The sequence below is a fragment of the Actinoplanes sp. NPDC089786 genome (assembly GCF_040684855.1).
GTDB lineage: Bacteria > Actinomycetota > Actinomycetes > Mycobacteriales > Micromonosporaceae > Actinoplanes.
In genome coordinates this window covers 1-25,178 of the sequence record NZ_JBFBGU010000036.1, presented here as the reverse complement: position 1 = coordinate 25,178, position 25,178 = coordinate 1, and the positions used below count along the sequence as shown (strand labels likewise).

Below are 25,178 nucleotides of genomic sequence, written 5' to 3'. Positions count from 1 at the left end.
GATGTCGACCGCACTCGACGCCCTGGCGCGGCGCTCATTGGTCCAGATCCGCCTGGATCGCGAGCACTATCGGGGCGTCGGTTTCGTCATCGCGCCGGGCCTCGTTGTGACCAACGCACACGTCGCAGAGGAAGGCATCCAGGTCTGGTACGGGGGCGAGCCGCACGAGTGCACCGTGCGGCGTTATCCCGCCGAGCGGGCCAACGGTTCCGAATGGCCCTGGCCCGACCTGGCCGAACTGGCCGTGCCGACGCTCGAGGCGGATCCGGTGCTGCTCGGACCGCCGTTCACCGGTGCGGGCGACATCGAAGGCCTGGGTGAAGTGCGAGTGCCCACCTTCGACCTCGCCTACGTGGCGACCGGCCCGGAACGCCTCGAGCCGATCACCAAACGGCTCGTGGTGTCGATCACGGGTGATGGCCTGATCGGTCTCGGCGGTGGGACGCTCGACCTCGGCATGAGCGGCAGCCCGGTGATCGACATGCGCAGCGGCCGGGTCCGCGGCGTCGTCAAGTCGGCCGCCTGGGCGCAGGCTCAGGTGCAGTACGGCGCCAAGGTGCCGACCGGCGGCTGGATGATCCCGTTGACCGGCTCGCACACTCCGGCGTCCTGGTTCGAAAGCAATGCCGCCGCCAATCCGCCCGGCAACCGATGGCGCCTGGTCGCGGCCGACGCCGAGCGCGTTCAGCAGGAACTCTTCCGGCGTACGGAGCCGCCCGCGGAGATCACGCCGGCCAATCTGCTGGACCCGGACACCGGTGTGACCCCGTTCGAACCGATGGCCGAGCTCGACGAACTGCTGGACTGGTGCCGCACCGAGGGCCGGACGGTGGTCCGGCTGGTCTCAGCCACCTCGGGCACCGGCAAGAACCGGGTCGCGCACGAGCTCTGCGACCGTCTGCGAGGCGAGGGGTGGGCCGCCGGCATCCTCCGCCCGTCGTTCCGGGACGCCGGGTGGCTCCGGACCCTGGCTCAGGCGCTGGAGCGGGAACTGCAGGTCTGCGTCGTCGTGGACGACGCCGAGCATCGTGGCCCGGATGTCGCGGCGATCCTGCGGGAGGTGAGCGACGCGCTGGACGCGGCGCCCGCCGGACTGCGATTGACGGCCCGGGTGGTGCTGCTGTCCCGCAACGACCCGGACCGGTTCGAGGAAGAGTTCCTGAGCATCGACATCGACGACGACGAGTTCGCCCGGTGGATCCGATCGGTGCAGAAGTCGCCGATTCTGCTGCCGCAGATGCTGCCGGACGCGCCGGCTGTGCTGTCGCGCGCATGGCGGGCTTTCGCGTCCCGGCTGGGGATGGCGACCGAGGCGGAACCGCTGTGGCCGCGGGATATCTCCGCGAGAACCACCCTGGACCTCTACGCGATCGCTGTCGACGAGGTGCTGTCCGCCTTGCCGGGCTACGAGCAGGACCACCGCGGCTCGATGGATCCGCTCGAGACCATCCGCCGGCATCAGCTGAGGTACTGGTCGCGGAGGTTGAGGGACGCCGATTACCAGTTGCGGGCGCCGCCGCCGAAGCCGGTGACCCGCCCGAAGGCTGGTTCCGGGCCGGTCCACATTTCGCTGATTACCGCCGAGGCATGGCTGCTGGTGCCCACGCTCGTCGCATCCACCGACGAAGCTCCCTTCCGCCAGGTCATGACCAGGGCCGCGCTGGCCCTCGGTGCGCCGGGTCTGGACGAGATCGACACGCTGCTCAAGCTGTATCCCGTCGCCGCGGACCGCCGCCCGGCCGCACTGACACCGGATCGGCTCGCCGAGATCGTCTTCCGGCACGTCTGCCGGGACTTGGACGAGTTCACGCTCTGCGCTCTCCTGGCTGCCGTCCTCGTCGGCGAAGGGGCCGATGTCCATCTCGGCCTGAGATTGATCTGCCGGTCGCGGGCCGATCCGGACACTGCCGGCGACGCGGCGCACGACCGGATCGACGCTGCCTTGACCACGTTGCTGGCCGAATATCCGCGAGAGTTGCTGCCGGCGCTCACCCGGGTGTGCGGCGAAGTGCCGCACATGGCCCCACTGGTGAAGCTGCTGACCGTCGCGGCCGAAGAGAGCGAGCTGGATGTTCTGCCGCTGGTCGAGGAACACCTGCCGGACGACGGGCGGGGGTTGTCGCCGTTGGCCGTCGTCGTGCTGCGGAGGCTGGCTGACGCCACCGCCGGCAACGACGACCACAGTCTGTTCCGCCGGGTGTCATGGTGGCGCCGGCTGAGCCTGCATCAATATCACCTCGATCGGGACGAGGCACTGAACACCAACCAGGACGCGATCAACGAGTGCCGCGTGCTGCAGGCCCGGGGTGAGCGGCACGCCGCGACATTCGCCAGGCTGCACGGCGACCGGGCACTCTTCCTGCTGCGGCAGGTGCAGGCCCAGCGGGCACGCCAGGAGGGCAACGGACCGATCGGTGACGCGCTGATCAACGGCGAGATCGCCGTCCGGGCGTACGAGAAGCTGGGCCGGGAGAACGAGACCGCCCTCGCGGACGTGCTGCACAACCAGGACATCCTCTATTCCGTACGGAAGCGGTCGAGGCAGGCCCTGCAGTACGGCCGGAGGGCCTTGCGCCTTTATGGCGAGAACGGTCCGCGTCGTTCCCGCGCGGCGGCGCATTCCCAGGTCGCCGAGGACCTCGACGGCTTGGGACGCGTGGACGAGGCGCTGGTGGACAGCAACCAGAGCGTGGCCATCCTGACCGACCTCTTCCGCGAAGCGCCGTCGGCGTACGCAACCGACCTGGTGCGGGCGCTGGGCCAGCGTGCGTACATCCAGTTGCACAAGGGGACAGGGGACCGGCGGGAGGGCAAACCGGGGGCTACCGCACTGCTGGTCGATGCCCGGAAGGATCTGGTCCGGGCAGATCAGATTCTGCGCCGGTGGTCTCCGGTGCACGAGCCGGGGCTGGAAATATTTCTCCGTCGCGTCGGGGTGGTGCTGGAAAAGCACCTGGACCGGATGAGGTGACCGGGTCAGTCGCCCACGGTGACGCTCGTGCCGGCGATGATCCGGGTGTTCGGCGTCTGTGAGCGGTCGTCCTGATCCATGTACGGTCCGGTGCTGGTGCCCAGCACCGGCATGTGCAGGTTGTCGAAGAGGGTTCGGCTCTCGGGGCCGGCCGCATGCAGGCGTACACCGCTGGCGCCGTTGCTCTCATCCCGGACCGCGCTGATCTCGGCCTTGAGATCGGAGCCGAGGATCGAGTAACGCACCTCTGCGTCCCGATCGGTGCCGCCGGTGAAGGTCTGCTCGACGATCACGTGCAGTTCGTCGGCGAAATTGATGATGCTGCCCATCAGCGGATCGACGGGGGCATTGCCGGCGGCCTTCGCCTCGGCCAGTTCGCGCAGCATCTTCTGCCGTGAGTCGAGATCGAGGATGTCGGTGACGGCCTCGACCGGGATGTTTTGCCACACGGTGTCGTTGATCAGACTGGGATCGATCGACGTGCTGTTCGTCGTCGAGATCCACGATGGCAGCTCGACCAGGTCGTCGTTGCGCGGACCGGAGACCGCGATGGCGATCGCCATCGGCACGGCCACGTGGTACGCGGCGCTGGCCGATCGTTCCACGAAGTCGGTCGCCTCGACGGTGTCGCGGTCCGTGTCCTGCGCGGCGAGCAGGCTCTCGTACTCCTCGCGGAGTGACTTGTAGAGCACGACCGGCTGTTCCTGGGCCCAGTCGCGCATGGTCCGCAACGTGCGGACATAAGCTTCCGGGGTGCCGGCCGCGAGCCGGTTCAGCCGCTGACCGATCCGAGCCAGGAAGCCCTTCTTGAAGTTGGCGGCGACCGTGTCCGCGGAGAACTCGACGACGTAACCGTCGGTCACCTCGTCCAGCCAGTCGCCGTAGGCGGGCGGCGGCACGTTGACGACCTTGCGGTTGACGTGATCGGCTTGGATCTGCCGGAACGAGGTCACCGGTTCGTGGTGGAGCGTGTCGCGGCGGCACACCCGCACGTCACCGCGCCGTAGCAGCGCTCCCAGGTCGGTGCTCCGGAAGGCGGAGCCGCTCTTCTCGGCGAACAGCGAACGCAGCATCGGGCTGTTCAACGTGTGCGAGTCGGCGATGATCAGCGGCTCGGCCTGGACCGCGGTCATCAGCACGCGCGAGCGCAGGTCTTCGCGCTGCGAGAACTCGATCGGGACATGCAGATTGACGTCGCTCAGGAATACCGAGAAGTCGTGGTCGCCGCTGTCCGCCATGAGAATTCCTCGTGCTCTCGTTGGGGAAGGACCATGCAACAACCAATACAACTCAGTGTCAACGGTTGATCACTCGTTGGTGGAGGACCGCCATTCCTGATGTCAGCACTGTGGAGCTCGCCCGATGATCTCGGGCGAGCTCCGGCGGCACGAGCGGGACTGGTGACGACCAGCGTCAGGAGGCCGAGCAGGCGGCGGTCAGGTTCTTGATGGCGGTGTCCAGCTTCTTCTTGCTGGGCTTGGCCTTGGCCGACTCGTTGTACTCGTCGCTGAGGGTCCGCATTTCCTTCTGGACCTCGTCGGCGGCGGCGCTGACCTTCTCGTTGGCCTCGATGGAGTGTGCAACGACCGCGGCTGAGCCGGCGATCCACTGGGCGCTGACCGCGATGTGGCCGGCCGGCGGGCCGATCTTCTCGGCCTTGGCGACCTTCTTCGCGTTGTCCTTGATGTCCTTCTGGATGTTCTCGCAGGCCTTCACGGTGGCCGCGTCGTTGGTCGCCTCGGCGGCGGGGCTGCTGGGCGCGGTGTCGGCCGGGGCGGCGCTCGAGGCGGCCGGGGCCGGCGCGGGCGCGGAGGTGTCCGCGTCTGACTGCGTGTCGCAACCCGACAGCGCGAGCACTGTCGCGATGGCTGAAACGCCCAGGGTGAGCAGGGTCCGGTGCATTGATGTTTCCCCCATGATCCTCATCATCGGGCCGGACCCTATCAGCCGCGGTCGATGATCCGGATCTATTAATGGGGGGTCGACGCAACGGGGGAGCGGGCGGCCCGCCCCCCGTCGCGCCGGCTCAGCTCCCGGCGCGGACAGCGAGCGGGAACGTGCCCTCGCCGATGGTGGTGAGGGTCCGGGTGTACTGCCTCAGGTAGGTGTCGAGGAACGGCGACCGGTCGCCCTGGGTCGGGTTGTCGGCCCGGGGGTTCTGCAGCCCCAGGGTCAGCCGCGCGCGGGTGACCTGGATCGTGTTGCCGCTCGGGGTGTCGAGCCAGCTGCCGCTGCCGATCGTCCCGATCTGGACCCGGAGCTGGTGACCCACCTCGAAGGTCCAGTCGGTGGACTTCAGGTCGAAGGCGACCCGGCCCGCCTGCTCGATCAGCGCCACGTTCTCGTCGAACATGACCGCGGTCCCGTCCGGAGCCACGTCCCACAGCTTCACCATGACGTTGCCGGTCGCGCCGGCCTGCAGGGTGATCCGCGGGGTGGCGGTGATCCGCACCCGGGACGTGGCCGGCGTGGACCAGATGGAGTAGCTGCTCCGGTCCTCGGCCGCGAGGCTTCGCGCGCCGGGCGGGGCCGGGTCGGTGGCGTGTTCCATGTCCCACTTCTGGCCGGCCGGTGCGGCCAGCGTGGTGGCGGCGCTGTCGTCGACGTACGCGCCGTCTCGCAGTTCGGCCGTGATGTACGCGGCCGGCTTCGGCCAGGTCGGCTGGGCCCGCCACGCGCCGGTGTTGTCCTCGATGGCGAAGGCGGGATCCTGGACGGCCGGCTGCTCGCCCTTCAGGTAACGGTCGTACAGGCGCATGACCTCGTCGAAGAAGCCGGCGCGGCCCTGCAGCAGCTGCCCCTGGCTGTTCGTGTCGTTGCCGCGGACGTGCTCCCACTGCCCCATCCAGCCCCGCTCGGTGCCGTGGTGGTTGTCGAGGTACTCCTCAACATCCTCGGGCTTGGTGTTGTTCTCGATGAAGCCCTGGGTGAGGAACAGCGGGGTGCTGGTGTTCTTCGCCTTCGCCGCCAGGTTCCGGGCGCGCCAGTAGGGTGCGGCGGGGTCAGGTTCGTTGTTGTTCGTGAGGTTGTCGGTCAGGCAGTTCGGGTGACTTTCCTCGTACGCCGCGTTGGCCTGGTATCGGCCCGAGTCGTCGGCGAGGGACGGCATCGTGGCGATGCTGTTGTAGGCGTTCGGGGTGCCGGTCACGTTGGGCCGGGGGACACCGTTGCTGAACAGGTAGTTGTACATGTCCCACAGCGGCTCCTGGGCGACGACGGCCCGCAGCGCGCCCAGCCGCAGGTTGTTGCCGACCAGACCGGTCACGGCGTCGTACGACTTGCCGTACATGCCGACCTTGCCGGTCGACCACGCCTGGCTCGCCGCCCACTCGATCGCGGCCTTCACGTCCGCCTGCTCGCCGGGGCCGACCCAGTCGAGGCAACCGGTGCTGCCGCCGAAGCCGCGCAGGTCGACCATGACGTAGGTGTAGCCGCGGGCGAACAGGTTGGTGCCGCTGGTGAAGTCGGCGAACCGGCTGGACGGGCCGGTCTGGGTCCACCCCTCCGGCCCGGTCTGGCCGGCGTGGTTGAAGTAGGGGCCGACGGCCAGGATCACCGGGGTCTTGGCGCGGGGCGAAAGGTTCGCGGGCCGGAGCACGTCGGCGTGGAGCTCGACGCCGCTGTGGTCGGCCGACGGGAAGTAGGCCTCGGTCCAGACCGCGCCCTCGGGGACGCGAGGATTGTCGGCGTGGGTGACGCCCGGCGGGGCCGGGGCGGCGGCGGTTGCCGGGCCGCTCACCGCGAGACTCGCCATCATGATCAGCGCGGCGGCGGCGGACATGGCCGGCCTGCGTACGTTCATCTGACCCTCCGTGAGCGATAGACCACTATCTCTACGGGGGTTGACGCTAGCCGATCAGTGTCCTTTCTGGTCACCCGAGATGACGCGGGCCGGGCTTCCGCCTCGAAGCCCGGCCCGCGTCGATCACGTCTAGCGGACCGCCTGGTAGGCGTCCACGATGCCGTGACCGTAGAAGCCGTTGAACTCCTCGGTCCCCTCGCACGCCGGGGTGGCGGCGGGGCAGGCGCGTTCCGTGGCGCTGTTGATCAGCTTGCGCTCGACGGCGTTCGGCTTCATGGTCTTGCCGCCGTGCTGCCGGTCGAACTCGCCGAACCGGCTCGCGATCAGCGCGGCCACCCCGGCCGCGTGCGGCGAGGCCATCGAGGTGCCCTGCAGGTACGTGTAGTACCCGCAGACCCCGGCCTTGGTGCACGACTTGAACACCCGGTCGGCGAAGGCCGGATTGACCTCACCGTTCTGGTCGACGCGGCCGAGCTCCTGCAGCACCTTCAAGGGGTAGGTGGACAGGATCGCGTTGGTGATGCTGGTCGAGGTGCCGTCCGTGGTCGCCCCGCCGGGGGCGGCCACCGAGATCTGCTCGACGCCGTAGTTCGAGTAGTACGAACGGTTGCCGGACGGGCCGACCGCCGAGACGCCGATCACGTGCGGGCCCTCGACCGGCAGGTCCAGGCAGGTGTTGTTGTCGATCGTCCGCGGGTAGTTGGCGCCCTCCGGGTAGTCGGGGCTGGACGTGTCGACCGGGGGCTTGCCGAGGTCCTGGTTGGCGTTGCCCAGCGCGCCGAACAGCGTGACGCCGCTGTTGTGCGCGTAGTTCAGGGCGCGGCGCATGCCGGCGATGATCGCCCGCTGCTCGGCCTGCTGCTCCGGCGAGTCGGCCGGGTTGGCGCGGCAGTTGTACAGCCACGGGTCCACGTAGAACGACATGTTGACCACATCGAGGCCGGCGTCGCCCGCGTACACCAGGGCGTTCACCACCGGCTCGAGGAAGAAGTAGCCGGAGTCCTGCCCGCCCTTGAGCTCGACCAGGGTGACGTCCGGCGCGACGCCGGAGACGCCCACCCCGTTGGCCGCGGCGCCGATCGTCCCGGCCACGTGGGTGCCGTGGCCGCCGTCGTCGGTGCCGACCGGGTCGAGGCAGCTCGCCACCTCACAGGGGCCGTCGACGTCCGCCATGTCGGGGGCGAAGTTGCGGCTCAGCCGCTGGCTGAAGTGCGGGGCGAGATCGGGGTTGGTCGCGTCCAGGCCGGTGTCGAGCACGCCGACGGTGACGCCGCGGTCGCCCGACTCGATGGCGTGCGCCTGGTCGGCGTGGATCATCTTGAGGCCCCAGAGCTTGTCGTCCAGGGGGTCGGCCTGCACGCCGGCGTTGTTCCGGTTGCTGCCGGCCGGGATCTGGAGCGGCTGCTCCAGCTTGGGGGCGCGTGGCGCGTACCCCATGGCCTTGTTCTGAGTGACGCCGATGAGCTTGGCGTCCGCGGTGGCCTTGACCCGGAAGTCGGCTCGGGTCGACTTCACGGTGAACATGCCGGCGGCGTCGTTGCGGGCGACCACCGAACCGCCGGCGCCCTGGATGGCGGCGATGGCGGTGTCGGGGGAGACGCCGTCCTCGGCGACGACGACGTATTCGATCGCGGTGGCGGCGGTGGCGGGGCCCGTCGACACGGCAAGGAAGGATGCCAGGCCGGTCGCGGTGGCGACGGCGGCCGCGGCTAATTGTCTTCTCATCCGTACATGAGATCGAGAAGAATCGAAGCTTGCAAGGTGGCAAAGAGTGCAATGAGGGCCATCTCAGCGAGAAGATCTCACCGACACGGGCAAATCGGGTGACCGTGATGAGCATCTCCGCGAAGATGGCCGACGTGGACGAGGTCGAGGTCGTTGTTGCCCACTCGGAGCGCGCGACCCTCCGCGTCGGAGATGTGTTCCTGAAGGTCGACGGCAACCAGTCGCGTCACGACGTCGAGGTCGAGGCGATGGCCATGGCCCCGATCCCGACCCCCGCCATGCTGTGGCGCAAGCCGCCGGTGCTGGCGATCGCGGCCGTCCCCGGCTCGGCCCTCGGCATCCTCGGCGAGCCGTCGACCGCGTCGTCGGCGGCCTGGTCCGCGGCCGGCGCCGCCGTGCGGAAGCTGCACGACGCGCCGTTGCCGCCCTGGCCCGGCCGGAGCCTCGACGCGATCGCCGCAGACCTGGAACGCGAATGCGAGTGGCTGGTCACCAGCGGCGTGCTTCCCGCCGACCTGGTCACCCGCAACCGGACGGTGGCCGAGGCGGTGTTCCGGCCCTGCCCGCCGGTGTTCGTGCACGGTGACCTGCAGATCACCCACGTCTTTGTGGACGGTGACGTGGTCACGGGCGTGATCGACTGGTCCGAGGCGGCCCGCGGCGACGCCCTGCACGACCTGGCCACCTTGACCCTCGGGCACGAGGAGCGCCTCGACGAGGTCCTCGCCGGGTATGGCGGTGGCGTCGACGTCGAGGTGATCCGCGCGTGGTGGTCGCTGCGCAGCCTGCTCGCCGTGCGGTGGCTGGTCGAGCACGGCTTCGACCCGTCGTCGCCGGGCTGCGAGTTCGACGTGCTCAGAGCCCGGATGTGAGATCGCGCCGGGCTCGTTCCCGCCGCACCTCCTCGAGCTCGGCGGTGTCGGATTCGAGGTCCGGGTGGTCGACCTGACGGTCGAGGTTCACCACGAGTTCGAGCTCGGCGATGGCTTGGTCGAGGTCGCCGTTTGTGCGGTGGATCGACGCGATGTTGTGCCGGGTGACCGCTTCACCGGTACGGGCACCGATCTCCCGGCTGATGGTTAGAGCCTGCCGGTAGTAGGCGAGGGCTCGCTGCTGGTCGCCGAGTTTGTTGTGCACGGCGCCGATGTTGTTCAGCGTGGCGGCTTCGCCGTCGCGGTCGCCGACCTCTCGCCTGATGGGCAGGGCCTTTCGGTAGTGGGCCAGGGCCTGCTGCTGGTCGCCGAGGTTGTCGTACACGCCACCGATGTTGTTCAGCGTGGCGGCTTCGCCGGCCCGGTCGTCGACCTCTTGAGTGATGATGAGGGCTTGCCGGTAGAAGGTCAGAGCTTGCTGTCGGTCGCCGAGGTTGTCGTGAACACCGCCGATGTTGTGGAGCGTGGTCGCCTCATCGGCGCGGTCGTCGACCTCTTGAGTGATGGTGAGGGCCTGCCGGTAGTAGAAGAGGGCTTTCTGTCGGTGGCCGAGGTGGTTGTGCACGAGGCCGATGTTGTTGAGAGCGGCCGCTTCGTTGCCGCGGTTACCGGCTTCTCGGTACAGGTCCAGGGCTTGCTCGTAGCTGTCCAGGGCCTGCCACGGTTCTCCGGTGGAGGACTGGGCCCAACCCAGGTCCATGTAGGCGCTCGCATCCGGGCCCAGGGTGAGAGTGTCGCGCGCGACGGCTTCCACGTTCGCGAACCGGGACCTGGGCAACCACGCCGCCGCCACTTGGAACCCGACGTCTCGGGCGATCGCCGGCTCACGCCCGGCCACGGCCAGCCGATGCAACTCGACCCACCGTTCGATCAAGGCGGCGGGCGGGCCTGGAGCATCCGTCAACGTGTCACCTTCCGCCAGGGTTGACCGGATTCTTCAGCCTGGGCTAGATCCACTCAAGCGGGAGCGCCGGTCAGGTGGTGTAGACCTCGACCTCGAAGATGCGGGCCGTGGCGGCGCCGTCCTGTTGGCCGGTGTCGATCAGCAGGCGTACGTGGCGCGCGGTTGACGGGCCGGCCGTGCTCGTGACGACGCCGTCGGCGTTGTTGGTCACGGTGGCGAAGGTGGTCCAGGTGGTGGCGTCGGGGCTGAGCTGGATGCGGTAGGCGCGGGTGTTCCAGGCGAGCGGCTCGCCGCCGGTGGAGGCGTGGCGCACGATCACCGTGCGGACGGTGGTGGCCGCGCCCAGGTCGGTCTGCCAGGTTGCGCCGCTCACGCCCGTACACCATTTGCTGTTGTTTCCGGTTGTTCCGTCGTTGGCCCTGGTCGCGTCCTCGGTCGTGGCGCACGCGGAGCTCGCGGACGAAGGGCGCTTGAGGGCGAGGTTGACGGCGGCCGGGCGGGTGGTGCCGGTGATCGCGAGGTCGTCGACGTAGCCGCGGAAGACGCCGGTGCCGGCCGGCTGGTCGTAGCCGAGGTGGACGCGGTCGACCGTGCGGCCGGCCAGGGCGGACAGGCTGACCCGGACCAGGTTCCACTGGTTCACCACCAGGTGGCCGCCCTCGCCCTGGAACTGGGGGTGGGCGCGGACGCCGTACTGGTCGGTGGCGCCGGAGTCGCGCAGGCTGCTGCCGTCGGTGAAGGCCAGGTCGACGGCCACGTGGGCGCCGTTGGTCTGCTGCGGGAAGATCCAGTAGGTGAGCACCGAGGTGGCGCCGATCCGCAGGTGGGTGTCGAGGACCCGCATGTAGGAGTAGGAGCCGGTGGCGCTGAGGTCGTTGCCGGAATACATCAGCGCGTTCGCCCCGCCCCGGGACGTCTCGGCCCGCGGGCCGGTCTCCATCGTGGTCAGGGCCGCGTTGTAGCCGCCCACGTTCTGGCTGCCGTCCACGGTGTCGGTCCAGGTGGGCGCGGTTTCGCCCGGTTCGAGGCCGGCACGCAGCAGCGGCCAGTCCCGGCCCCCGCCGAGCACGGACTCCAGCGCCGCGTGCCAGAGGTCGGCCATCTTGGTGTAGCCCGCGTCGTTCGGGTGCAGCGTGTCGTTCAGGTCGGCGGTGGTGATCGTGCGGTTGAGATCGACCAGCCGGGTGTACGCGGCGCGGGACGACAGCACCGACGGCACCGCCGCGTTGAACGTGGTGATGCGGGAGTTGATGGTGGCGTCGAGCGCGGGGACGATCTGCGCCACCAGCACCACCGCGTCCGGCGCCCCGGTGTGGATGCGGTCGAGCAGCGTGCCGAGCCGGGCCGGCGCGTTCGCGACGTCGAAGTTCTGGTTCAGGTCGTTGGTGCCGATGTGCAGCAGCACCACGTCGGGCCGGCTGGTGGCGAGCCAGCCGTCGATCGACGCGGTGATCTGTTCGATCCGCCAGCCGGAGTGGCCCTCGTTGTCGGGGTCGGGCAGCGAGCCGGACTGCCCGCTGCCGACGTAGTCGACGGCCAGCCCGGCCCCGCCGACCAGCCGTTGCCACAGGGCGGCGCGGTAGCTGGAGGTGGTGCTCGACCCGTCGCCCCAGGTGATCGAGTCGCCCAGCGGCATGATCTTGACCGGCCGGCCGGTGATCACGGCGGCGGGCGCGGGGCTCGGCGCGAGGAGGGCGGAGGCCGCGACCAGCGTCGCGACGAGAATGCGGATCACCGTACGCATCGAGCCCCCCAGGTTTCCATCGAAGCATGTCAATGGTTGGCCAATCGAGGGCTGAACGCAAGGCCCCGGGGCACGCCCCGGGGCCTGAGGAGCTCAGCTGCGGACGGTGACGGCCTTGCTGATCGAGCGGCCGTCGTTGCGGTAGGACGTGGCCCTCGGGACCAGGCGCCGGCGGAGGCTCGGACGGTCTTGCCGACCCGGACCGTTCCGGTGACCGCCGGCCGGGCCGTGGCCCGGGACGCGGCGCCCCGGGTGACCGCCGGTGAGGCGTACGACGCGATGGCCGCCGACGGGTGGCCGGAACGCTGGCCGGTGACCGTGACGGCCAGCCGCTTGCCCAGCATGGCGGGCGGGATCAGCGTGCCGCCGGCGTCCTCGGTGAGCCGGTCGGTGGAGATTTTGTGGTCCCGTCGATCCGAGGGTCGAGAATGGACGGCCATGGAGAGCTTCGACAGCACCCGGCCCACCGCGGCGCGGGCCTACGACTATCTGCTCGGCGGCGACAACAACTACGAGTCCGACCGGGCGATGATCCGACAGGCGCTGACCTTCATCCCCGACCTGGCGGTCCAGGCCCGGGCCAACCGCGACTTCATGCAGCGTGCGGTCCGCCACCTGGCCGGGGCCGGGATCCGGCAGTTCCTGGACATCGGCTCGGGGATCCCGACGGCCGGCAACGTGCACGAGGTGGCCCAGGCGGCCGACCCGGAGGCCAGGGTGGTGTACGTCGACCTGGATCCGGCCGCGGTCGACCACGGCCGCCGGCTGCTGGCCGGGAACCCCCGGACCGCGGTCATCCAGGAGGACGCGCGGAACGCCGAGGCGATCATCGATCACCCGGACACCCGGGGGCTGCTCGACCTGGACGAGCCGATCGCCGTCCTGATGGTGGCGTTGCTGCATGTCATCCCGGACGCCGACGACCCGTACGGCCTGGTCGCCTCGCTCCGCGACGTGATGGCGCCGGGCAGCCACCTGGTCATCGCGCACGGCACCGGGGACGGGCGCCGCGAGGACGCGGAACGGCTGGTCGAGATCTCGCGGCAGACCCCGACCACGATGACCCTTCGCGACCGGGCCGGGGTGTTGCGCTTCTTCGATGGGTTCGAGCTGGTCGAGCCGGGGCTGGTGTGGGCGCCGGAGTGGCGGCCGGACGTGCCGCCGGTGGATCCGCCGCGGTCCAGCAACTGGGCCGGTGTCGGGAAACGCCTCTGAAAACTTGAACTGTTCCAGAAAACTGCCTATGTTGATCGGGTGACGGCGGACCTCGAAGCGGAGCTCCGATCGGCCTCGCTGCGCGTGACGCGGCCCCGGCTGGCGGTGCTGGCCTCGCTGCGTGATCATCCGCATGTCGACACCGACACCGTCATCGATCTCGTCCGTGTTACCCAGCCCCACGTCTCCCACCAGGCCGTCTACGACGTCCTGCGGGCGCTCACCGACGCGGGGCTGGTGCGCCGCATCCAGCCGGCCGGCGCCACGGCGCGTTACGAGCGCCGGGTCGGCGACAACCACCACCACGTCGTGTGCCGCTCCTGCGGCGCCATCGCCGACGTCGACTGCGCCGCCGGCCACACACCCTGTCTCACCGCCTCGGACGACCACGGTTTCGTGATCGACGAGGCGGAGGTCGTCTACTGGGGCACCTGTCCCGATTGTCCGGAAGGAAACTGATGAGCGACACCCAGGACCCGAAGGCCGAAGGCTGCCCGGTCGCCCACGACTCGGTGACCTCGCACGGCAGCGAGAGCGAGAACCCGGCGATCGACGCGCCGACCCCGAAGACCGGCGGCCGCCCGCGTACGAACAAGGACTGGTGGCCCAACCAGCTCGACCTCTCGGTGCTGCACGCCCACTCGAGCAAGGGCAACCCGCTGGGCGAGAACTTCTCGTACGCCGCCGAGTTCGCCAAGCTCGACGTCGAGGCGCTGAAGCGGGACATCACCGAGGTGCTCACCACCTCGCAGGACTGGTGGCCGGCCGACTTCGGCCACTACGGCGGCCTGATGATCCGGATGAGCTGGCACGCCGCCGGCACCTACCGGCTGGGCGACGGCCGGGGCGGCGCCGGCGACGGCGGTCAGCGGTTCGCGCCGCTGAACAGCTGGCCCGACAACGCCAACCTGGACAAGGCCCGCCGCCTGCTGTGGCCGGTCAAGGCCAAGTACGGCCAGAAGATCTCCTGGGCCGACCTGCTGGTGCTCGGCGGCAACGTGGCGCTCGAGTCGATGGGCTTCAAGACCTTCGGCTTCGGGTTCGGCCGCGTCGACGTCTGGGAACCCGAGGAGATCGTCTGGGGTACGGAGGAGACCTGGCTGGGCGACCGGTACGTCAACGACCGGGAGATGAAGCCGGACGTCGGCGCCACCGAGATGGGCCTGATCTACGTCAACCCGGAGGGCCCGCGCGGCAACGCCGACCCGGCCGCGGCGGCGCACTTCATCCGGGAGACCTTCGCCCGGATGGCGATGAACGACGAGGAGACCGTCGCCCTGATCGCGGGCGGTCACACCTTCGGCAAGACGCACGGCGCCGGTGTCGCCGACGGTCACGTCGGCCCCGAGCCCGAGGGCGCCGACCTGGAGACGCAGGGTCTCGGCTGGCTGAGCACGCACGGCAGCGGCAAGGGCGCCGACACGATCACCAGCGGCCTCGAGGTCACCTGGACCGACCAGCCGACGCAGTGGTCCAACCGCTTCTTCGAGATCCTCTACGGGTACGAGTGGGAGCTCACCACCAGCCCCGGCGGCGCCAAGCAGTGGGTGGCCAAGGACGCCGAGGAGATCATCCCCGACGCCTACGACTCTTCGCGCAAGCACCGCCCGACGATGCTGACCACCGACCTGTCGCTGCGCGTCGACCCGGCGTACGACCAGATCTCCCGCCGTTTCCTGGCCAACTCGGACGAGTTCGCGCTGGCCTTCGCCAAGGCCTGGTACAAGCTGCTGCACCGCGACATGGGCCCGGTCAGCCGCTTCCTCGGCCCGTGGGTGGCCGAGCCGCAGCTGTGGCAGGACCCGGTCCCGGCGGCCGAGGGCACCCCGGTGTCCGACGCCGACATCGCCACGCTCAAGGCCAAGGTGCTCGAGTCCGGGCTGACCACGGCCCAGCTGATCAGCACCGCCTGGGCGTCGGCGGCGAGCTACCGGTCGACCGACAAGCGCGGTGGCGCCAACGGCGCCCGCATCCGGCTCGAACCGCAGCGCGGCTGGGAGGTCAACCAGCCCGAGCAACTGGCGTCGGTCCTGAGCACCCTGGAGAAGGTCCGGGAGGAGTTCAACAGCGCCGGTGGCATCACGATCTCGCTGGCCGACCTGATCGTGCTGGCCGGTTCGGCCGCGGTCGAGAAGGCCGCCGCCGACGCCGGTGTGCCGGTGACCGTGCCGTTCCACCCGGGCCGCACCGACGCCTCGCAGGACCAGACCGACGTCGAGGCGTTCAGCTACCTGGAGCCGCGCGCCGACGGGTTCCGCAACTACCTGCGGCCGGGCGAGAAGACCCAGCCCGAGGTGCTGCTCGTCGACCGGGCGTACATGCTGGACCTGACCGCGCCGGAGATGACCGTCCTGGTCGGCGGCCTGCGCTCGCTCGGCGCCAACGTCGGTGGCGCCTCACACGGGGTGCTCACCGACCGGCCCGGCGTGCTCACCAACGACTTCTTCGCCAACCTTCTTTCGCCGGGTACGCGGTGGAAGGCGTCGTCCGAGGAGCACGTGTACGAGGTCCGCGACGCCGCCACCGACGAGCTGAAGTGGACGGCCACCGCGGTCGACCTGATCTTCGGCTCGAACTCGCAGCTCCGCGCCCTGGCCGAGGTGTACGCCAGCGCCGACGCCAAGGAGAAGTTCGTGACGGACTTCGTCGCGGCCTGGACCAAGGTCATGGACAACGACCGGTTCGACCTCGTCTGATCTTTCTTTCCCAGGGCCCGGCCTCACCAGGCCGGGCCCTTCTCAATGCGTGTGCCCGGTTCCGGCGACCAGGCCGCGGGAGCCGCCCGAGATGGCCAGCCGCCGGCCCTCGACGAGCTCGAAGTGCATGGTGTCGGCCGAGCCGTCCCAGGCCACCCCGAGCTCGAAGCCGTGCTGGACCATGGCCTTGAAGAACTCCAGGTTGTACCCGTGGGTGCCGCTCCACTCGCCCTTCGCCGCCTGCGCCTCGCCACCCTGCTCCTCGTCCGGCGTGAAGAAGCCGCCGCCCTGCACGCCGCTCATCAGCCCGAGCAGCTGGGTGATGCCGGGGTCGGCGACGTCCTTGCTCTTCAGCACGAAGTCGATGTTCGTGCTGAGCGACCTCGCCGTCTCGTCCAGCCAGAACAGCGTCTTCCGGTCGGCCTGGAGCTGGGCCAGCCCGGTCTTGCCGACCTTGGCGCTGACGCCGGCGTTGCGTTCCTTGCGGGCGGCGATGTCGTCGGCGGTCGCCTCCTGCTGACTGCGAGCCTCCGCCAGCGGGCCGCTGACCTCGCCGAACGTGGTGCGGTGCCGGCCCAGCCGCGCCCCCGCCTTGTCCAACGCGGACCGCCACTCCGCGACCGTCCGCTTCGGGCCCTTGGCGGCGCTGTACTTCGCCGGCTTCTCGTCGGTCAGCAGGTCGTCGACCTCGGTGCCGAGCGCGCCCGAGTCGCCCAGCAGCTGCCGCGCCGCCGCCAGCAGCGTGGCCTTGTCCGGGTTGTCGTCGGTCAGGCCGGCCTCGATGGCGGCCGCCTCACGCAGCAGGATCTGATGATTTTCGCGTACGCCGGACAGCAGTTTTCTGGCCTCCTGCTCGATCTTTTTCACGTTCTTGGCGAACTCGGCCCGCTCCTTCGCCAGCTCGGCCAGCGCGCCCGGCGTACTCACGTCACCGCGCAGATCGACCCCCCGGTTGGCCGCGCCCTTCTCGATCTCCTCGCCCCGCTTGGCCAGCTCGTCGAGCCACGGTTTGAAGATCGTGGCGAGGTTGGCCTGCACGGCCGCCTTCGCCTTCTCGAACGCCTCCTGGGCCGTGACCAGCTCGGCCTGGAGCGCGGGCCGGTCCTTGGCCTTGGCCTTCTTGAGCCGCGCGGCGATCCGGTTCAGCTCGGTGCGCCGGTTCTCGACCTCGCGCAGCGGCGCCAGCCCCGACTCGGGCAGCGAGGTCTTGAAATCGGCCGACCCCTGCTTGAGCCGGTTGTACTCGGAGGTCAGCGACTCGAGGAACTGCCGCTGCTTGTCGGCGTCGGCGGTGCCCTGGCCCATCTGCTCGATCAGGTCGAGCCGCCCCTGGCCGCCCAGCGGCTTGCCGCCCACCTCGAGCTGGAACGACGTCTTCCCGCCGGTGACCGTCTCGAACAGCGTGTGCAGCTTGGCGTCCTTGATGTGCGGCGCCGCGTACGCCTTCCAGTCACAGGCGAAGCCCAGACCGTGGGTCATCATCCCCGCGCCACCGGTGTTATGCACGTGCCGCCCGCGCAGGCCCAGACCCACGGTGGTGGCCGGCATCGGGATGTTCTTGGCCTCGAGGTCGGCCTTGACCTCCATCAGACGTTCCCGGGTCGAGTCGTGCACCCACAACTCCTCGCCCCGGCCGACGCTGATCGGATGGATCGCCTCGTAGTGCGCCTGCACCTGGGCCGGGCCGCCGAGGTACTTCGACATCTCGGTCACGAAGATCTCGCGGTACTGCTGCCGCTGATCGAGCAGCTTCTGGTGCTTGGCGCCGGTGGCCTTGTCCAGCGCCGACGCCTGGAACATGTCGATCTGCCCCTGGATGTGCCCCGGCAGCGCCGCGATCCAGTCGATGTCGGCCGCAGGTCCTGTCGCCGGCCCTGTTGTCGCCGGCCCTGTTGTCGTCGGTCCCGCTGTCGTTGGCCCTGCTGTCGTCGGCCCTGTTGTCGTCGGCCCCGCGGGGGAGGCCTGCAACATCCGCGTCACCATCGCGTTGCCGCCGGTGGACTGTAGATAGGACAGTTGCTCGGCGGACGCGGGCTGGGCCGGCGACACCGGGTGGTGGTGGGCGGGCGCCGCCGCGTCCGGCTCGTCGATGTGGCCGTGGCCGTGCTGCTCGTCGGCCTCGCGGCGCGTGCGCAACGACCCGCTGCCCATGATCCACCCCCACCGATGCCCCGTCCTGGCTGCTCAGCCTAGGGCTTCGCGCTCGGCCGGAAGTGTCGTCAGGCGGACAGCGGCCGCGCGATGTCGTTGACGTGGTCGGTGACCGCCGCGCCGGTGATGGTGGCCCGGATCGGCAGAACCTCCAGGCAGCGGCGGACGGCCGGGGCCATCAGCGGGTTGGGCACCCGCATCGAGACCGTGCAGTGCGGCACCCAGCGGCCCGGCCGATAGTGCTCCCATACCTCGACCCCGGCCCCGGTCAGCCGATCGTGCACCTCACGATGATGGGCCAGCAGCTCCTCGGTGGCCGTGACACCGAGCCAGAGCACCCGCCCGACGAACTGGCCGACGAAGTCCAGGCTGACCGTGCGGCCCACCCCGACGTCCAGCCCGGCCAGCGTCCCGGCGATCGCCTCAGGGGCGAGCCGGTGGGCCGCGGCCAGCGAGATGTGCGGCCGGTGCCGCTGGTTCTGCAGCGACCCCAGCGTCGGGATGCCGTCGGCCTCGCACGCCGCCCACAACGCCCGCACCCGGCGAGTGGCATCCGTGTCCAGATAGAGCTCGAGCGCCGCGACCATCCGGACACCGTAGATGCCGCCCGCGAGCGACACACCGGGGTGCGGGCGCCGCGGCGGGCCTGGGCGGCGCGGCGGTCGTGGGCGGCGCGGGCGGCGGGGGTGGCTGCGGGCTCTACCGCTCTGCCCTACCGCCATCAAGCGGGGTGGTAGGCCAAGACGGCATCGGAGGCCCGAATGGCGCGCTGGGCTACCACTCGCTCTAACCGTGGTAGCCCAACGCGCCGTTCGCCCCTTCGAACACCGCGCTCAGCCACCACTCCGCGAAAGCGTGGCAGCGCAAGCCGGCACAACCTCCACCCGGCCGCACCGACCCGGCCCAGGCGTGGACGCTGCCCGCGCGGCAGCCAGGGTGAGTGGGCAGCTCGCCGGCATGGTGCTCTGGAAGTAACCGTGACCACGCAACGCGTCGCATCCGGCGGCAACCACGGTGAGTGGGCAACTCGCCGGCATGGTGCTCTGGAAGTAACCGCGACCACGCAACGCGCCGCACCCCGCGGCAACCACGGTGAGCGGGCAGCCCGCCGGCACGGTGCGGGCGGAACGGACGGCGTGGCGCGGAAGGCTGCGGTAGGGGTGGTGCAGAAGGGGTGCGGTGGGCGGCACGCGGAGGGGCGGGGTGGGCGGGCGTGACGCGGCGCGGGATGATCGGGCGGTGGGGGACTCGGCGGCGCGGCTGCGGGTGACGCTGCTCGGCGGCGTTGAGGTGCGCCGGGGTGGCAGCGCCGTGCCGGTTTCCGGGGCTCGGGTGCGCGGGCTGCTGGTGCGGCTGGCGCTGGCCGGTGGGCGGGTGGTCGGCCCGTCGGCGCTGGTCGACGCGCTCTGGCCGGACGAGCAGCCGGCCGATCCGGTCAACGCGCTGCAGTCGCTGGTGTCGCGGGTCCGCCGGTCGCTGGGTGCGGCGGGCGTGGTGGTGCAGGCGGACGGCGGCTACCGGCTGGACGTCGAGAGCGGCGACGTGGACGCGCTGCGGTTCGAGCGGCTGGCCGCGGACGGCCGGGAACGGTTGCGCGCGAGCGATGCGCCGGGCGCGGCGGCGTTGCTCGGCGAGGCGCTCACGCTCTGGGGTGAGCCCGAGGTCATCGCGTCGGTGGCGCCGGCGGCCGCGATGCGGCTGAGCCAGTCGGCGGTCGAGGCCGTCGCCGACCTGGCCGAGGCCGAGCTGGCCCTGCGCCGGGCGGCCGACGCCGCCGAACGCCTGACCGCTCTGCTGGCCTCCCAGCCCACCCACGAGCGGGCGGCCGCGCTGCTGATGGATGCCCTCGCGGCCCAGGGGCGGCAGGCGGAGGCCCTCGACCGCTACGAGCAGATCAAGCGGCAACTGGCCGATCGCCTCGGCGCCGACCCGGGCGCCGCGCTGCGGGAACGGCACGTGCGCCTACTCCGTACCGAAGCGGTTGTGGTTGGCGGGTCGGAGCCGGCGCCGAGCAACCTGCCGGCCCCGCTGACCAGCTTCATCGGGCGGGACGACGACGTGGCGCGGATCGACTCGCTGCTGGCCGGGGGACGGCTGGTGACCGTGGTCGGGCCGGGCGGCGCGGGCAAGACGCGGCTCGCGGTGGAGGCGGCGCGGCGGCACCGGCACGAGTACCCCCACGGCGCCTGGCTGGTCGATCTCGCCTCGGTGACCGAACCGGCGAAGGTGGGCGGCGCGGTGCTGGCGGCGATCGGGCTGCGCGGCGCGGCGATGTTCGAGGTCGGCGCCAAGCCGCGGACGGACGAGCTGGAGGTGCTGGTCGAGCAGCTCACCGGCCGGGAGAGCCTGCTCGTGGTGGACAACTGCGAGCACCTGATCGACGCGGTGGCCCACCTGATCGCGCTGCTGCTGCCGCGCTGCGCGGGGCTGCGGGTGCTGGCGACGAGCCGGGAGCCGCTCGCGGTGGACGGGGAGGCGCTGGTCCCGCTCGGCCCGCTCACGTTGCCGGGGCCGGACGACGGTGTGGAGCAGGCCCGGCGTACGGCGTCGGTGCGCCTGTTCGTCGAGCGTGCCGCCGCGGTGCGTCCCGGGTTCGACGTGGTCGACGACACGCTCGGTGACATCGTGCGGGTGGTCCGGGGCCTGGACGGCATGCCGCTGGCCCTGGAGCTGGCCGCCGCCCGGCTGCGCACGCTCGCGTTGCCCGACCTGGTCGCCGGGCTGTCCGACCGGTTCCGGCTGCTCACCACCGGCAGCCGCACGGCGCCACCGCGGCAACGCACGCTGCGCGCGGTGATCGCCTGGAGCTGGGAGCTGCTGAGCGCGAAAGAGCGTTCGTTCCTGGAGCGGGTCGCGGTCCTGCCCGGCGGCGTGACCGCGGCCTCGGCCGCCGCGATCACCGGCCTGCCCCCGGCCGAGGTGCCCGACCTGCTCGCCGCCCTGGTCGACCGTTCGCTGCTGCAGCTCGCGCCGGAACCCGGCCGCTACCGGATGCTGGAGACGCTGCGCGAGTACGGCATCGAGCGCCTGGCCGAGCAGGGCCTGCTGGACGCCGTCCGGGGGGTCGCCGCCCAGCACCTCCGTGCGCTCGTCGCCCACCACGACCCGCTGTTGCGGGGCCACGGGCAGCTCGCGTCGATGCGGCTGATGCGCGCCGAGTACGACAACGCGCTCGCCGCCCTGCGCCACCTCTGTGACGCCGGCGACCCGGACGCGGTGCGCATGGCGCTCGACCTGGCCTGGTACTGGCAGATGTTCGGCCGGCACGCCGACGCCACCTATTGGCTGGGCGAGGCGCTGGCGGTGCCGGCCGGCCGGCACCGCGGCCTCGAACGGGACGTCGCCGAGGCGGTGCGGCTGCTCAACGTCATCGCCAACCGGACCGGGGCGACCAGTGAGACGGCCGCCGCGCAGCAGGCCGAGTTGCGGGCCCTCGCCGACCGGCTGGTCGCGTACCCGGCCCTGCCCGGCCTGGCCGGTGCGATGACCGCGCTGACGCTCTTCTTCCTCGACGAGCACGACGCGGCGGTGGCCATCCTCCAGCGCATCATCGACGGCTCCGACCTGTGGCTGGCCGGGCTGGCGCGGCTGTTCCGCTGCCAGGTCTCGGAGAACCGGGGCGACGCCGACCAGGTGCGGATCGACGTGGAGGCCGCGCTGACGTGTTTCGGGTCGGTCGGCGACCGCTGGGGTCTGGCCACAGCGCTGCCGATGCGTGCCATCCTGCGGGAGTACGACGGTGACCTCGACGGCGCCCTTTCCGACCTGCGCCGGGCCCGGGTGCTGGCCGGGGAGTTCGGTTCGCTGAGCCTGAGCGACGACATCTTCATCGACCTGCGCTGGGTCGACCTGGACATGCGACGCGGCGAGGTGGAGAAGGCCTTCGCGGGCGTCGCCGAGGCCCGCGAGAAGGCGTTGCGCGCGTCCACGCCGGAGCTGGCCCTCCTGATCGACGCGCTCGAGGCCGGCCTGCGGGCCCGGGTCGGCGACCTGGACCGCGCGCTGGAGCTGGTGGCCAAGGCCGAGCGGGAGATGGACGAGAGGTTCGACTTCGGCGGCGACCACGGGCGGGCGCTCACCCACTCGGTCAAGGCGTGGGTGCGGGTCAAGCAGGGCGACGGGCCGGGAGCGCAGGCGGCGCTGATCCGGGCGTACGCGGCCGCGGTGGAGAGCCGCGACATGCCGATCCTGGCGATGGTGACGGTGACCGCGGCCGCGCTGGCCGACCTCTACGGGCAGCACCGCGAGGTGGCCCTGCTGCTCGGCGCGGCGTCCCGGCTGCGGGGCGCCCACGACCGCACCGATCCGCACATCGCCGAGCTGATCGGCCGGAGCCGGGCCGCACTGGGCGAGGCCGCCTACTCCGCCGCGTACACCCAGGGGTGGGAGCAGGACGGGAAGACGGCCTCGGCCCAGGTCGACCCGGCCCGGTTTCGCCGGCCGGCGCTGACCTCCGGCGAGGATCAGGCGCGCCGGTTGTAGGCCCGGAGCGCGAGCGGCACGAACACGATCAGCAGACCGGCCATCCAGGCCAGGGTGACCAGCAGGTGGCTCGCCACCGGACCGCCGACCAGCAGGCCGCGGATCGCGCTGACCAGCGGCGTGATCGGGTTGACCTGCACGAAGGCCTGGAGCCAGCCCGGCAGGGTGTTGGTCGGCACGAACACGTTGCTGCCGAACGAGAGCGGGAAGACCAGCAGGAACATCAGGCCCTGGACGGCGCCCGGGGTGCGGACCATCATGCCGACCAGCACCGAGATCCAGCAGAAGCACAGCCCGAAGCCGATCGACAGGGCGACCGCGGCGAGCGCCGGCGCCAGGCCGGTCTCCACCCGGAAGCCCATGATGTAGCCGAACCCGAGCATCACCACGCACACCGTCAGGTAGCGGATGAAGTCGGCCGCGACCGCACCGACCAGCGGCGCCGACCGGGCCACGGGCAGCGACCGGAAGCGGTCGAAGACACCCTTCTCGATGTCGGCGTTGAGGTTCTGGCCGAGCGCGATGCCGCCCATGGCCAGCGATTGCGCCAGCATGCCGGGCAGCAGGAACTGGAGGTAGCCGGCCCGGTCGCCGCCGGAGATGGCGCCGCCGAAGAGGTACGTGAACAGCAGCAGGAAGATGACCGGCTGGAGGGTCACGTCGAGCAGCGCCTCGGGCGTCCGGATCGTCTTGATCAGGCTGCGGCGCATGAGGGCGGTGGCGTGCCGGGCCAGCGCCGCGACCGGGCCGCCGCGTGGCTTGTCGATGTCGCCCGCGACCGCGCGGACCGGAATGTCGAGCGTGGTCATACCAGCTCATCCTCCTTCGTGCTGGTCTCCGCCGTGCCTTCGGTCAGGGCGTGGAACACCTCGTCCAGGCTGGGCAGGTGCAGGCCGAGGTCGTTGATCTCGATGCCGGCCCGGCGCAGCGCCGGAACCGCGATGTCCAGTGAGGTGTCGCCGGTGACCGGCACCGACACCGCGCCCGGGCGGGCCCCGGCCGTCGTGTCCGGCGAGGCGGCGGTGCCCGGGGCGGCCACGGCTTCGAGCACCCGCAGCACGTCCGGGACCCGGGCCGGGTCGGCCGGGCGTACCCGCAGGGTCAGGCCGCCGACCCGGCGCTTGAGGCCGTCCGGTGAGTCGTGCGCGATCACCCGGCCCTTGTTGATCACCACGATCTCGTCGGCCAGCGCGTCCGCCTCCTCCAGGTACTGGGTGGTGAGCAGGACGCTCGAACCCTGGGTGACCTGGGTGCGGACGACGTTCCACATGTCCTCGCGCTTGGCCGGGTCGAGACCGGTGGTCGGCTCGTCCAGGAAGATCACCTCGGGGTGGCCGACCAGGCTCGCGGCCAGGTCGAGGCGCCGGCGCATGCCGCCCGAGTAGGTCTTCGCCATCCGGCCGGCCGCCTCGCCCAGGTCGAACCACTCGAGCAGTTCGGCCGCCCGGCGTTTGGCGTCCCGGGTGGTCAGGTCGAGCAGCTGGCCGATCAGCACCAGGTTCTGGGTGCCGGTCAGGTCCTCGTCGACCGAGGCGTACTGGCCGGTCAGGCCGATTCGCCGGCGTACCCGTTGTGGTTCCTTGAGCACGTCGATGCCGGCCACGAACGCGCTGCCCTCGTCCGGGCGCAGCAGGGTGGCGAGCACCCGGACGGCGGTGGTCTTGCCCGCGCCGTTGGGCCCGAGCACCCCGAGCACCGTCCCCCGTCGCATGGCCAGGTCCACCCCGTCGAGCGCCTGGGTCTTGCCGAACCGCTTGCGGAGCCCCTCCGCCCGCACCACGAGATCGCTCATGATCCGCTCCTTCCGTCGTTTCCGTCGAAGAGCGTCGCGCGGGCCGCTGACATCGCGCGCACAGCTCGCTGGCATCAGGCTGGCACGCCGCTGCCGTTCTGTCTACGTACATGTATGCGTATAGTGAGCCCATGCCGAACAAGACGATCTACGTGTCCGACGACGACCTGCCGCTCTACCAGCGGGCCCAGGAACTGGCCGGCGGCACGCTGTCGTCGGCGATCTCCACCGCGCTGCGGCGGTTCGTCGAGGTCGAAGAGGGGCGACAGCAGGGGTACGACGAGGTCGTCGTCCGCGTCGGCCCCGGTCTCGGCCGCAAGCAGCGGTTCACCGGGCTGCTCCTGGCCGAGATGGAACAGACCGGCAACGAGCGCGACGAGACCTACCGCGTCTACCGCACCCGCACCGAGAAGTTCGTGGTCCACCACGAGCGGGCCGAGGCCCACCTGAACACCGGCCCGAACGCCGAGAAGTGGAGCACCGGCTGGCGCGCCTGGATCGGCGACTGGAGCGCCGACCAGTCCTGGACCCGCATCCCCGCCGACTCCAGCCTGCGCATCGCCGACGACCTCGACGCGGTGCGCGAGATCATCCCGCCCCAGCTCTACGAACTGGTCCTCAACGCGGTGCACGAGCCCACAATCGAAGACCTCGACGTTTAGGCCGTGGTTGTTGTCACGGCACCCCCCCACCCCAGGGGGGGGGGATGAGAAACGCCAAGGCCAGCGAGTAAAGGGCGGGCGGAAAAAACCCCCCCCCCCCGC

17 protein-coding genes are annotated in these 25,178 nt (G+C 70.9%); 7 read left to right on the top strand and 10 right to left on the bottom strand.

Translation table 11 applies throughout. The features are described from left to right. Window position 1: 1 nt before the first annotated feature. Window positions 2-2,971, top strand: a complete 2,970-nt coding sequence (locus AB0O15_RS44810; RefSeq protein ID WP_364333217.1) for a trypsin-like peptidase domain-containing protein — start codon at window positions 2-4, stop codon at window positions 2,969-2,971. Between the two features lie 5 nt (window positions 2,972-2,976). Here AB0O15_RS44810 and AB0O15_RS44805 read toward each other — a convergent pair whose 3' ends face one another. The 4 genes from AB0O15_RS44805 to AB0O15_RS44790 all read right to left on the bottom strand — a co-directional run bounded on the left by AB0O15_RS44805 (window position 2,977) and on the right by AB0O15_RS44790 (window position 8,498). Next, the gene (locus tag AB0O15_RS44805; protein WP_364333214.1) at window positions 2,977-4,209 is read right to left on the bottom strand and encodes a hypothetical protein; all 1,233 of its coding nucleotides are present in this window, start codon (window positions 4,207-4,209) and stop codon (window positions 2,977-2,979) included. A gap of 175 nt (window positions 4,210-4,384) precedes the next feature. Next, complete coding sequence (locus AB0O15_RS44800) at window positions 4,385-4,888, bottom strand: hypothetical protein (protein WP_364333211.1); 504 nt, start codon at window positions 4,886-4,888, stop codon at window positions 4,385-4,387. A 109-nt stretch (window positions 4,889-4,997) separates the two neighbouring features. Continuing rightward, window positions 4,998-6,773, bottom strand: a complete 1,776-nt coding sequence (locus tag AB0O15_RS44795) for a CocE/NonD family hydrolase (protein ID WP_364333208.1) — start codon at window positions 6,771-6,773, stop codon at window positions 4,998-5,000. A 129-nt stretch (window positions 6,774-6,902) separates the two neighbouring features. Further along, complete coding sequence (locus AB0O15_RS44790; RefSeq protein WP_364333205.1) at window positions 6,903-8,498, bottom strand: S8 family serine peptidase; 1,596 nt, start codon at window positions 8,496-8,498, stop codon at window positions 6,903-6,905. A 107-nt stretch (window positions 8,499-8,605) separates the two neighbouring features. Here AB0O15_RS44790 and AB0O15_RS44785 point away from each other — a divergent pair, with 107 nt between their 5' ends. Further along, complete coding sequence (locus AB0O15_RS44785; RefSeq protein ID WP_364333202.1) at window positions 8,606-9,370, top strand: aminoglycoside phosphotransferase family protein; 765 nt, start codon at window positions 8,606-8,608, stop codon at window positions 9,368-9,370. Here AB0O15_RS44785 and AB0O15_RS44780 read toward each other — a convergent pair. Next, entirely contained in the window at window positions 9,354-10,184 is an 831-nt protein-coding gene (locus AB0O15_RS44780; protein ID WP_364333199.1) for a tetratricopeptide repeat protein, read from the bottom strand. The two genes, AB0O15_RS44785 and AB0O15_RS44780, sit on opposite strands and share 17 nt — an antisense overlap. 220 nt (window positions 10,185-10,404) lie before the next feature. Next, the gene (locus AB0O15_RS44775; protein ID WP_364333196.1) at window positions 10,405-12,078 is read right to left on the bottom strand and encodes a GDSL-type esterase/lipase family protein; all 1,674 of its coding nucleotides are present in this window, start codon (window positions 12,076-12,078) and stop codon (window positions 10,405-10,407) included. A gap of 189 nt (window positions 12,079-12,267) precedes the next feature. On the opposite strand from AB0O15_RS44775, the gene AB0O15_RS44770 reads away from it, so the two are divergent. The 3 genes from AB0O15_RS44770 to katG are packed head-to-tail and all read left to right on the top strand — an operon-like array spanning window position 12,268 to window position 15,989. After that, window positions 12,268-13,293, top strand: coding sequence for an SAM-dependent methyltransferase (locus AB0O15_RS44770; RefSeq protein WP_364333193.1), 1,026 nt, complete (start codon window positions 12,268-12,270; stop codon window positions 13,291-13,293). A gap of 39 nt (window positions 13,294-13,332) precedes the next feature. Next, entirely contained in the window at window positions 13,333-13,752 is a 420-nt protein-coding gene (locus AB0O15_RS44765) for a Fur family transcriptional regulator (protein ID WP_364333190.1), read from the top strand. Further along, a complete protein-coding gene (gene katG, locus AB0O15_RS44760; RefSeq protein WP_364333187.1) occupies window positions 13,752-15,989 on the top strand; it encodes a catalase/peroxidase HPI in 2,238 nt (745 codons plus the stop codon). Before AB0O15_RS44765 ends, katG begins: the two co-directional genes overlap by 1 nt. Window positions 15,990-16,031: 42 nt before the next feature. Here katG and AB0O15_RS44755 read toward each other — a convergent pair whose 3' ends face one another. Continuing rightward, complete coding sequence (locus AB0O15_RS44755) at window positions 16,032-18,140, bottom strand: hypothetical protein (RefSeq protein WP_364333184.1); 2,109 nt, start codon at window positions 18,138-18,140, stop codon at window positions 16,032-16,034. Window positions 18,141-18,208: 68 nt separating this feature from the next. Then, window positions 18,209-18,727, bottom strand: a complete 519-nt coding sequence (locus tag AB0O15_RS44750; RefSeq protein WP_364333181.1) for a 2'-5' RNA ligase family protein — start codon at window positions 18,725-18,727, stop codon at window positions 18,209-18,211. A 652-nt stretch (window positions 18,728-19,379) separates the two neighbouring features. On the opposite strand from AB0O15_RS44750, the gene AB0O15_RS44745 reads away from it, so the two are divergent. Then, a complete protein-coding gene (locus AB0O15_RS44745) occupies window positions 19,380-22,622 on the top strand; it encodes a BTAD domain-containing putative transcriptional regulator (RefSeq protein ID WP_364333179.1) in 3,243 nt (1,080 codons plus the stop codon). Here the strand turns inward: AB0O15_RS44745 and AB0O15_RS44740 are convergent. Beyond that, a complete protein-coding gene (locus tag AB0O15_RS44740; RefSeq protein WP_364333176.1) occupies window positions 22,604-23,431 on the bottom strand; it encodes an ABC transporter permease in 828 nt (275 codons plus the stop codon). The two genes, AB0O15_RS44745 and AB0O15_RS44740, sit on opposite strands and share 19 nt — an antisense overlap. Continuing rightward, a complete protein-coding gene (locus AB0O15_RS44735) occupies window positions 23,428-24,414 on the bottom strand; it encodes an ATP-binding cassette domain-containing protein (RefSeq protein WP_364333173.1) in 987 nt (328 codons plus the stop codon). Before AB0O15_RS44735 ends, AB0O15_RS44740 begins: the two co-directional genes overlap by 4 nt. Window positions 24,415-24,545: 131 nt before the next feature. Here AB0O15_RS44735 and AB0O15_RS44730 point away from each other — a divergent pair, with 131 nt between their 5' ends. Next, window positions 24,546-25,076 (top strand): EXLDI protein, encoded by a 531-nt coding sequence (locus AB0O15_RS44730; protein WP_364333170.1) that lies wholly within the window; start codon window positions 24,546-24,548, stop codon window positions 25,074-25,076. The last annotated feature ends 102 nt before the right edge of the window (window positions 25,077-25,178 follow it).

Bases quoted from the DNA above. Each gene is read 5' to 3' on its own strand.
- AB0O15_RS44750 (WP_364333181.1), bottom strand. From the start codon at position 18,727: ATGGTCGCGGCGCTCGAGCTCTATCTGGACACGGATGCCACTCGCCGG.
- AB0O15_RS44810 (WP_364333217.1), top strand. From the start codon at position 2: ATGTCGACCGCACTCGACGCCCTGGCGCGGCGCTCATTGGTCCAGATC.
- AB0O15_RS44805 (WP_364333214.1), bottom strand. From the start codon at position 4,209: ATGGCGGACAGCGGCGACCACGACTTCTCGGTATTCCTGAGCGACGTC.
- AB0O15_RS44785 (WP_364333202.1), top strand. From the start codon at position 8,606: ATGAGCATCTCCGCGAAGATGGCCGACGTGGACGAGGTCGAGGTCGTT.
- AB0O15_RS44735 (WP_364333173.1), bottom strand. From the start codon at position 24,414: ATGAGCGATCTCGTGGTGCGGGCGGAGGGGCTCCGCAAGCGGTTCGGC.
- AB0O15_RS44800 (WP_364333211.1), bottom strand. From the start codon at position 4,888: ATGGGGGAAACATCAATGCACCGGACCCTGCTCACCCTGGGCGTTTCA.
- AB0O15_RS44740 (WP_364333176.1), bottom strand. From the start codon at position 23,431: ATGACCACGCTCGACATTCCGGTCCGCGCGGTCGCGGGCGACATCGAC.
- AB0O15_RS44795 (WP_364333208.1), bottom strand. From the start codon at position 6,773: ATGAACGTACGCAGGCCGGCCATGTCCGCCGCCGCCGCGCTGATCATG.
- AB0O15_RS44790 (WP_364333205.1), bottom strand. From the start codon at position 8,498: ATGAGAAGACAATTAGCCGCGGCCGCCGTCGCCACCGCGACCGGCCTG.
- katG (WP_364333187.1), top strand. From the start codon at position 13,752: ATGAGCGACACCCAGGACCCGAAGGCCGAAGGCTGCCCGGTCGCCCAC.
- AB0O15_RS44730 (WP_364333170.1), top strand. From the start codon at position 24,546: ATGCCGAACAAGACGATCTACGTGTCCGACGACGACCTGCCGCTCTAC.
- AB0O15_RS44775 (WP_364333196.1), bottom strand. From the start codon at position 12,078: ATGCGTACGGTGATCCGCATTCTCGTCGCGACGCTGGTCGCGGCCTCC.
- AB0O15_RS44755 (WP_364333184.1), bottom strand. From the start codon at position 18,140: ATGGGCAGCGGGTCGTTGCGCACGCGCCGCGAGGCCGACGAGCAGCAC.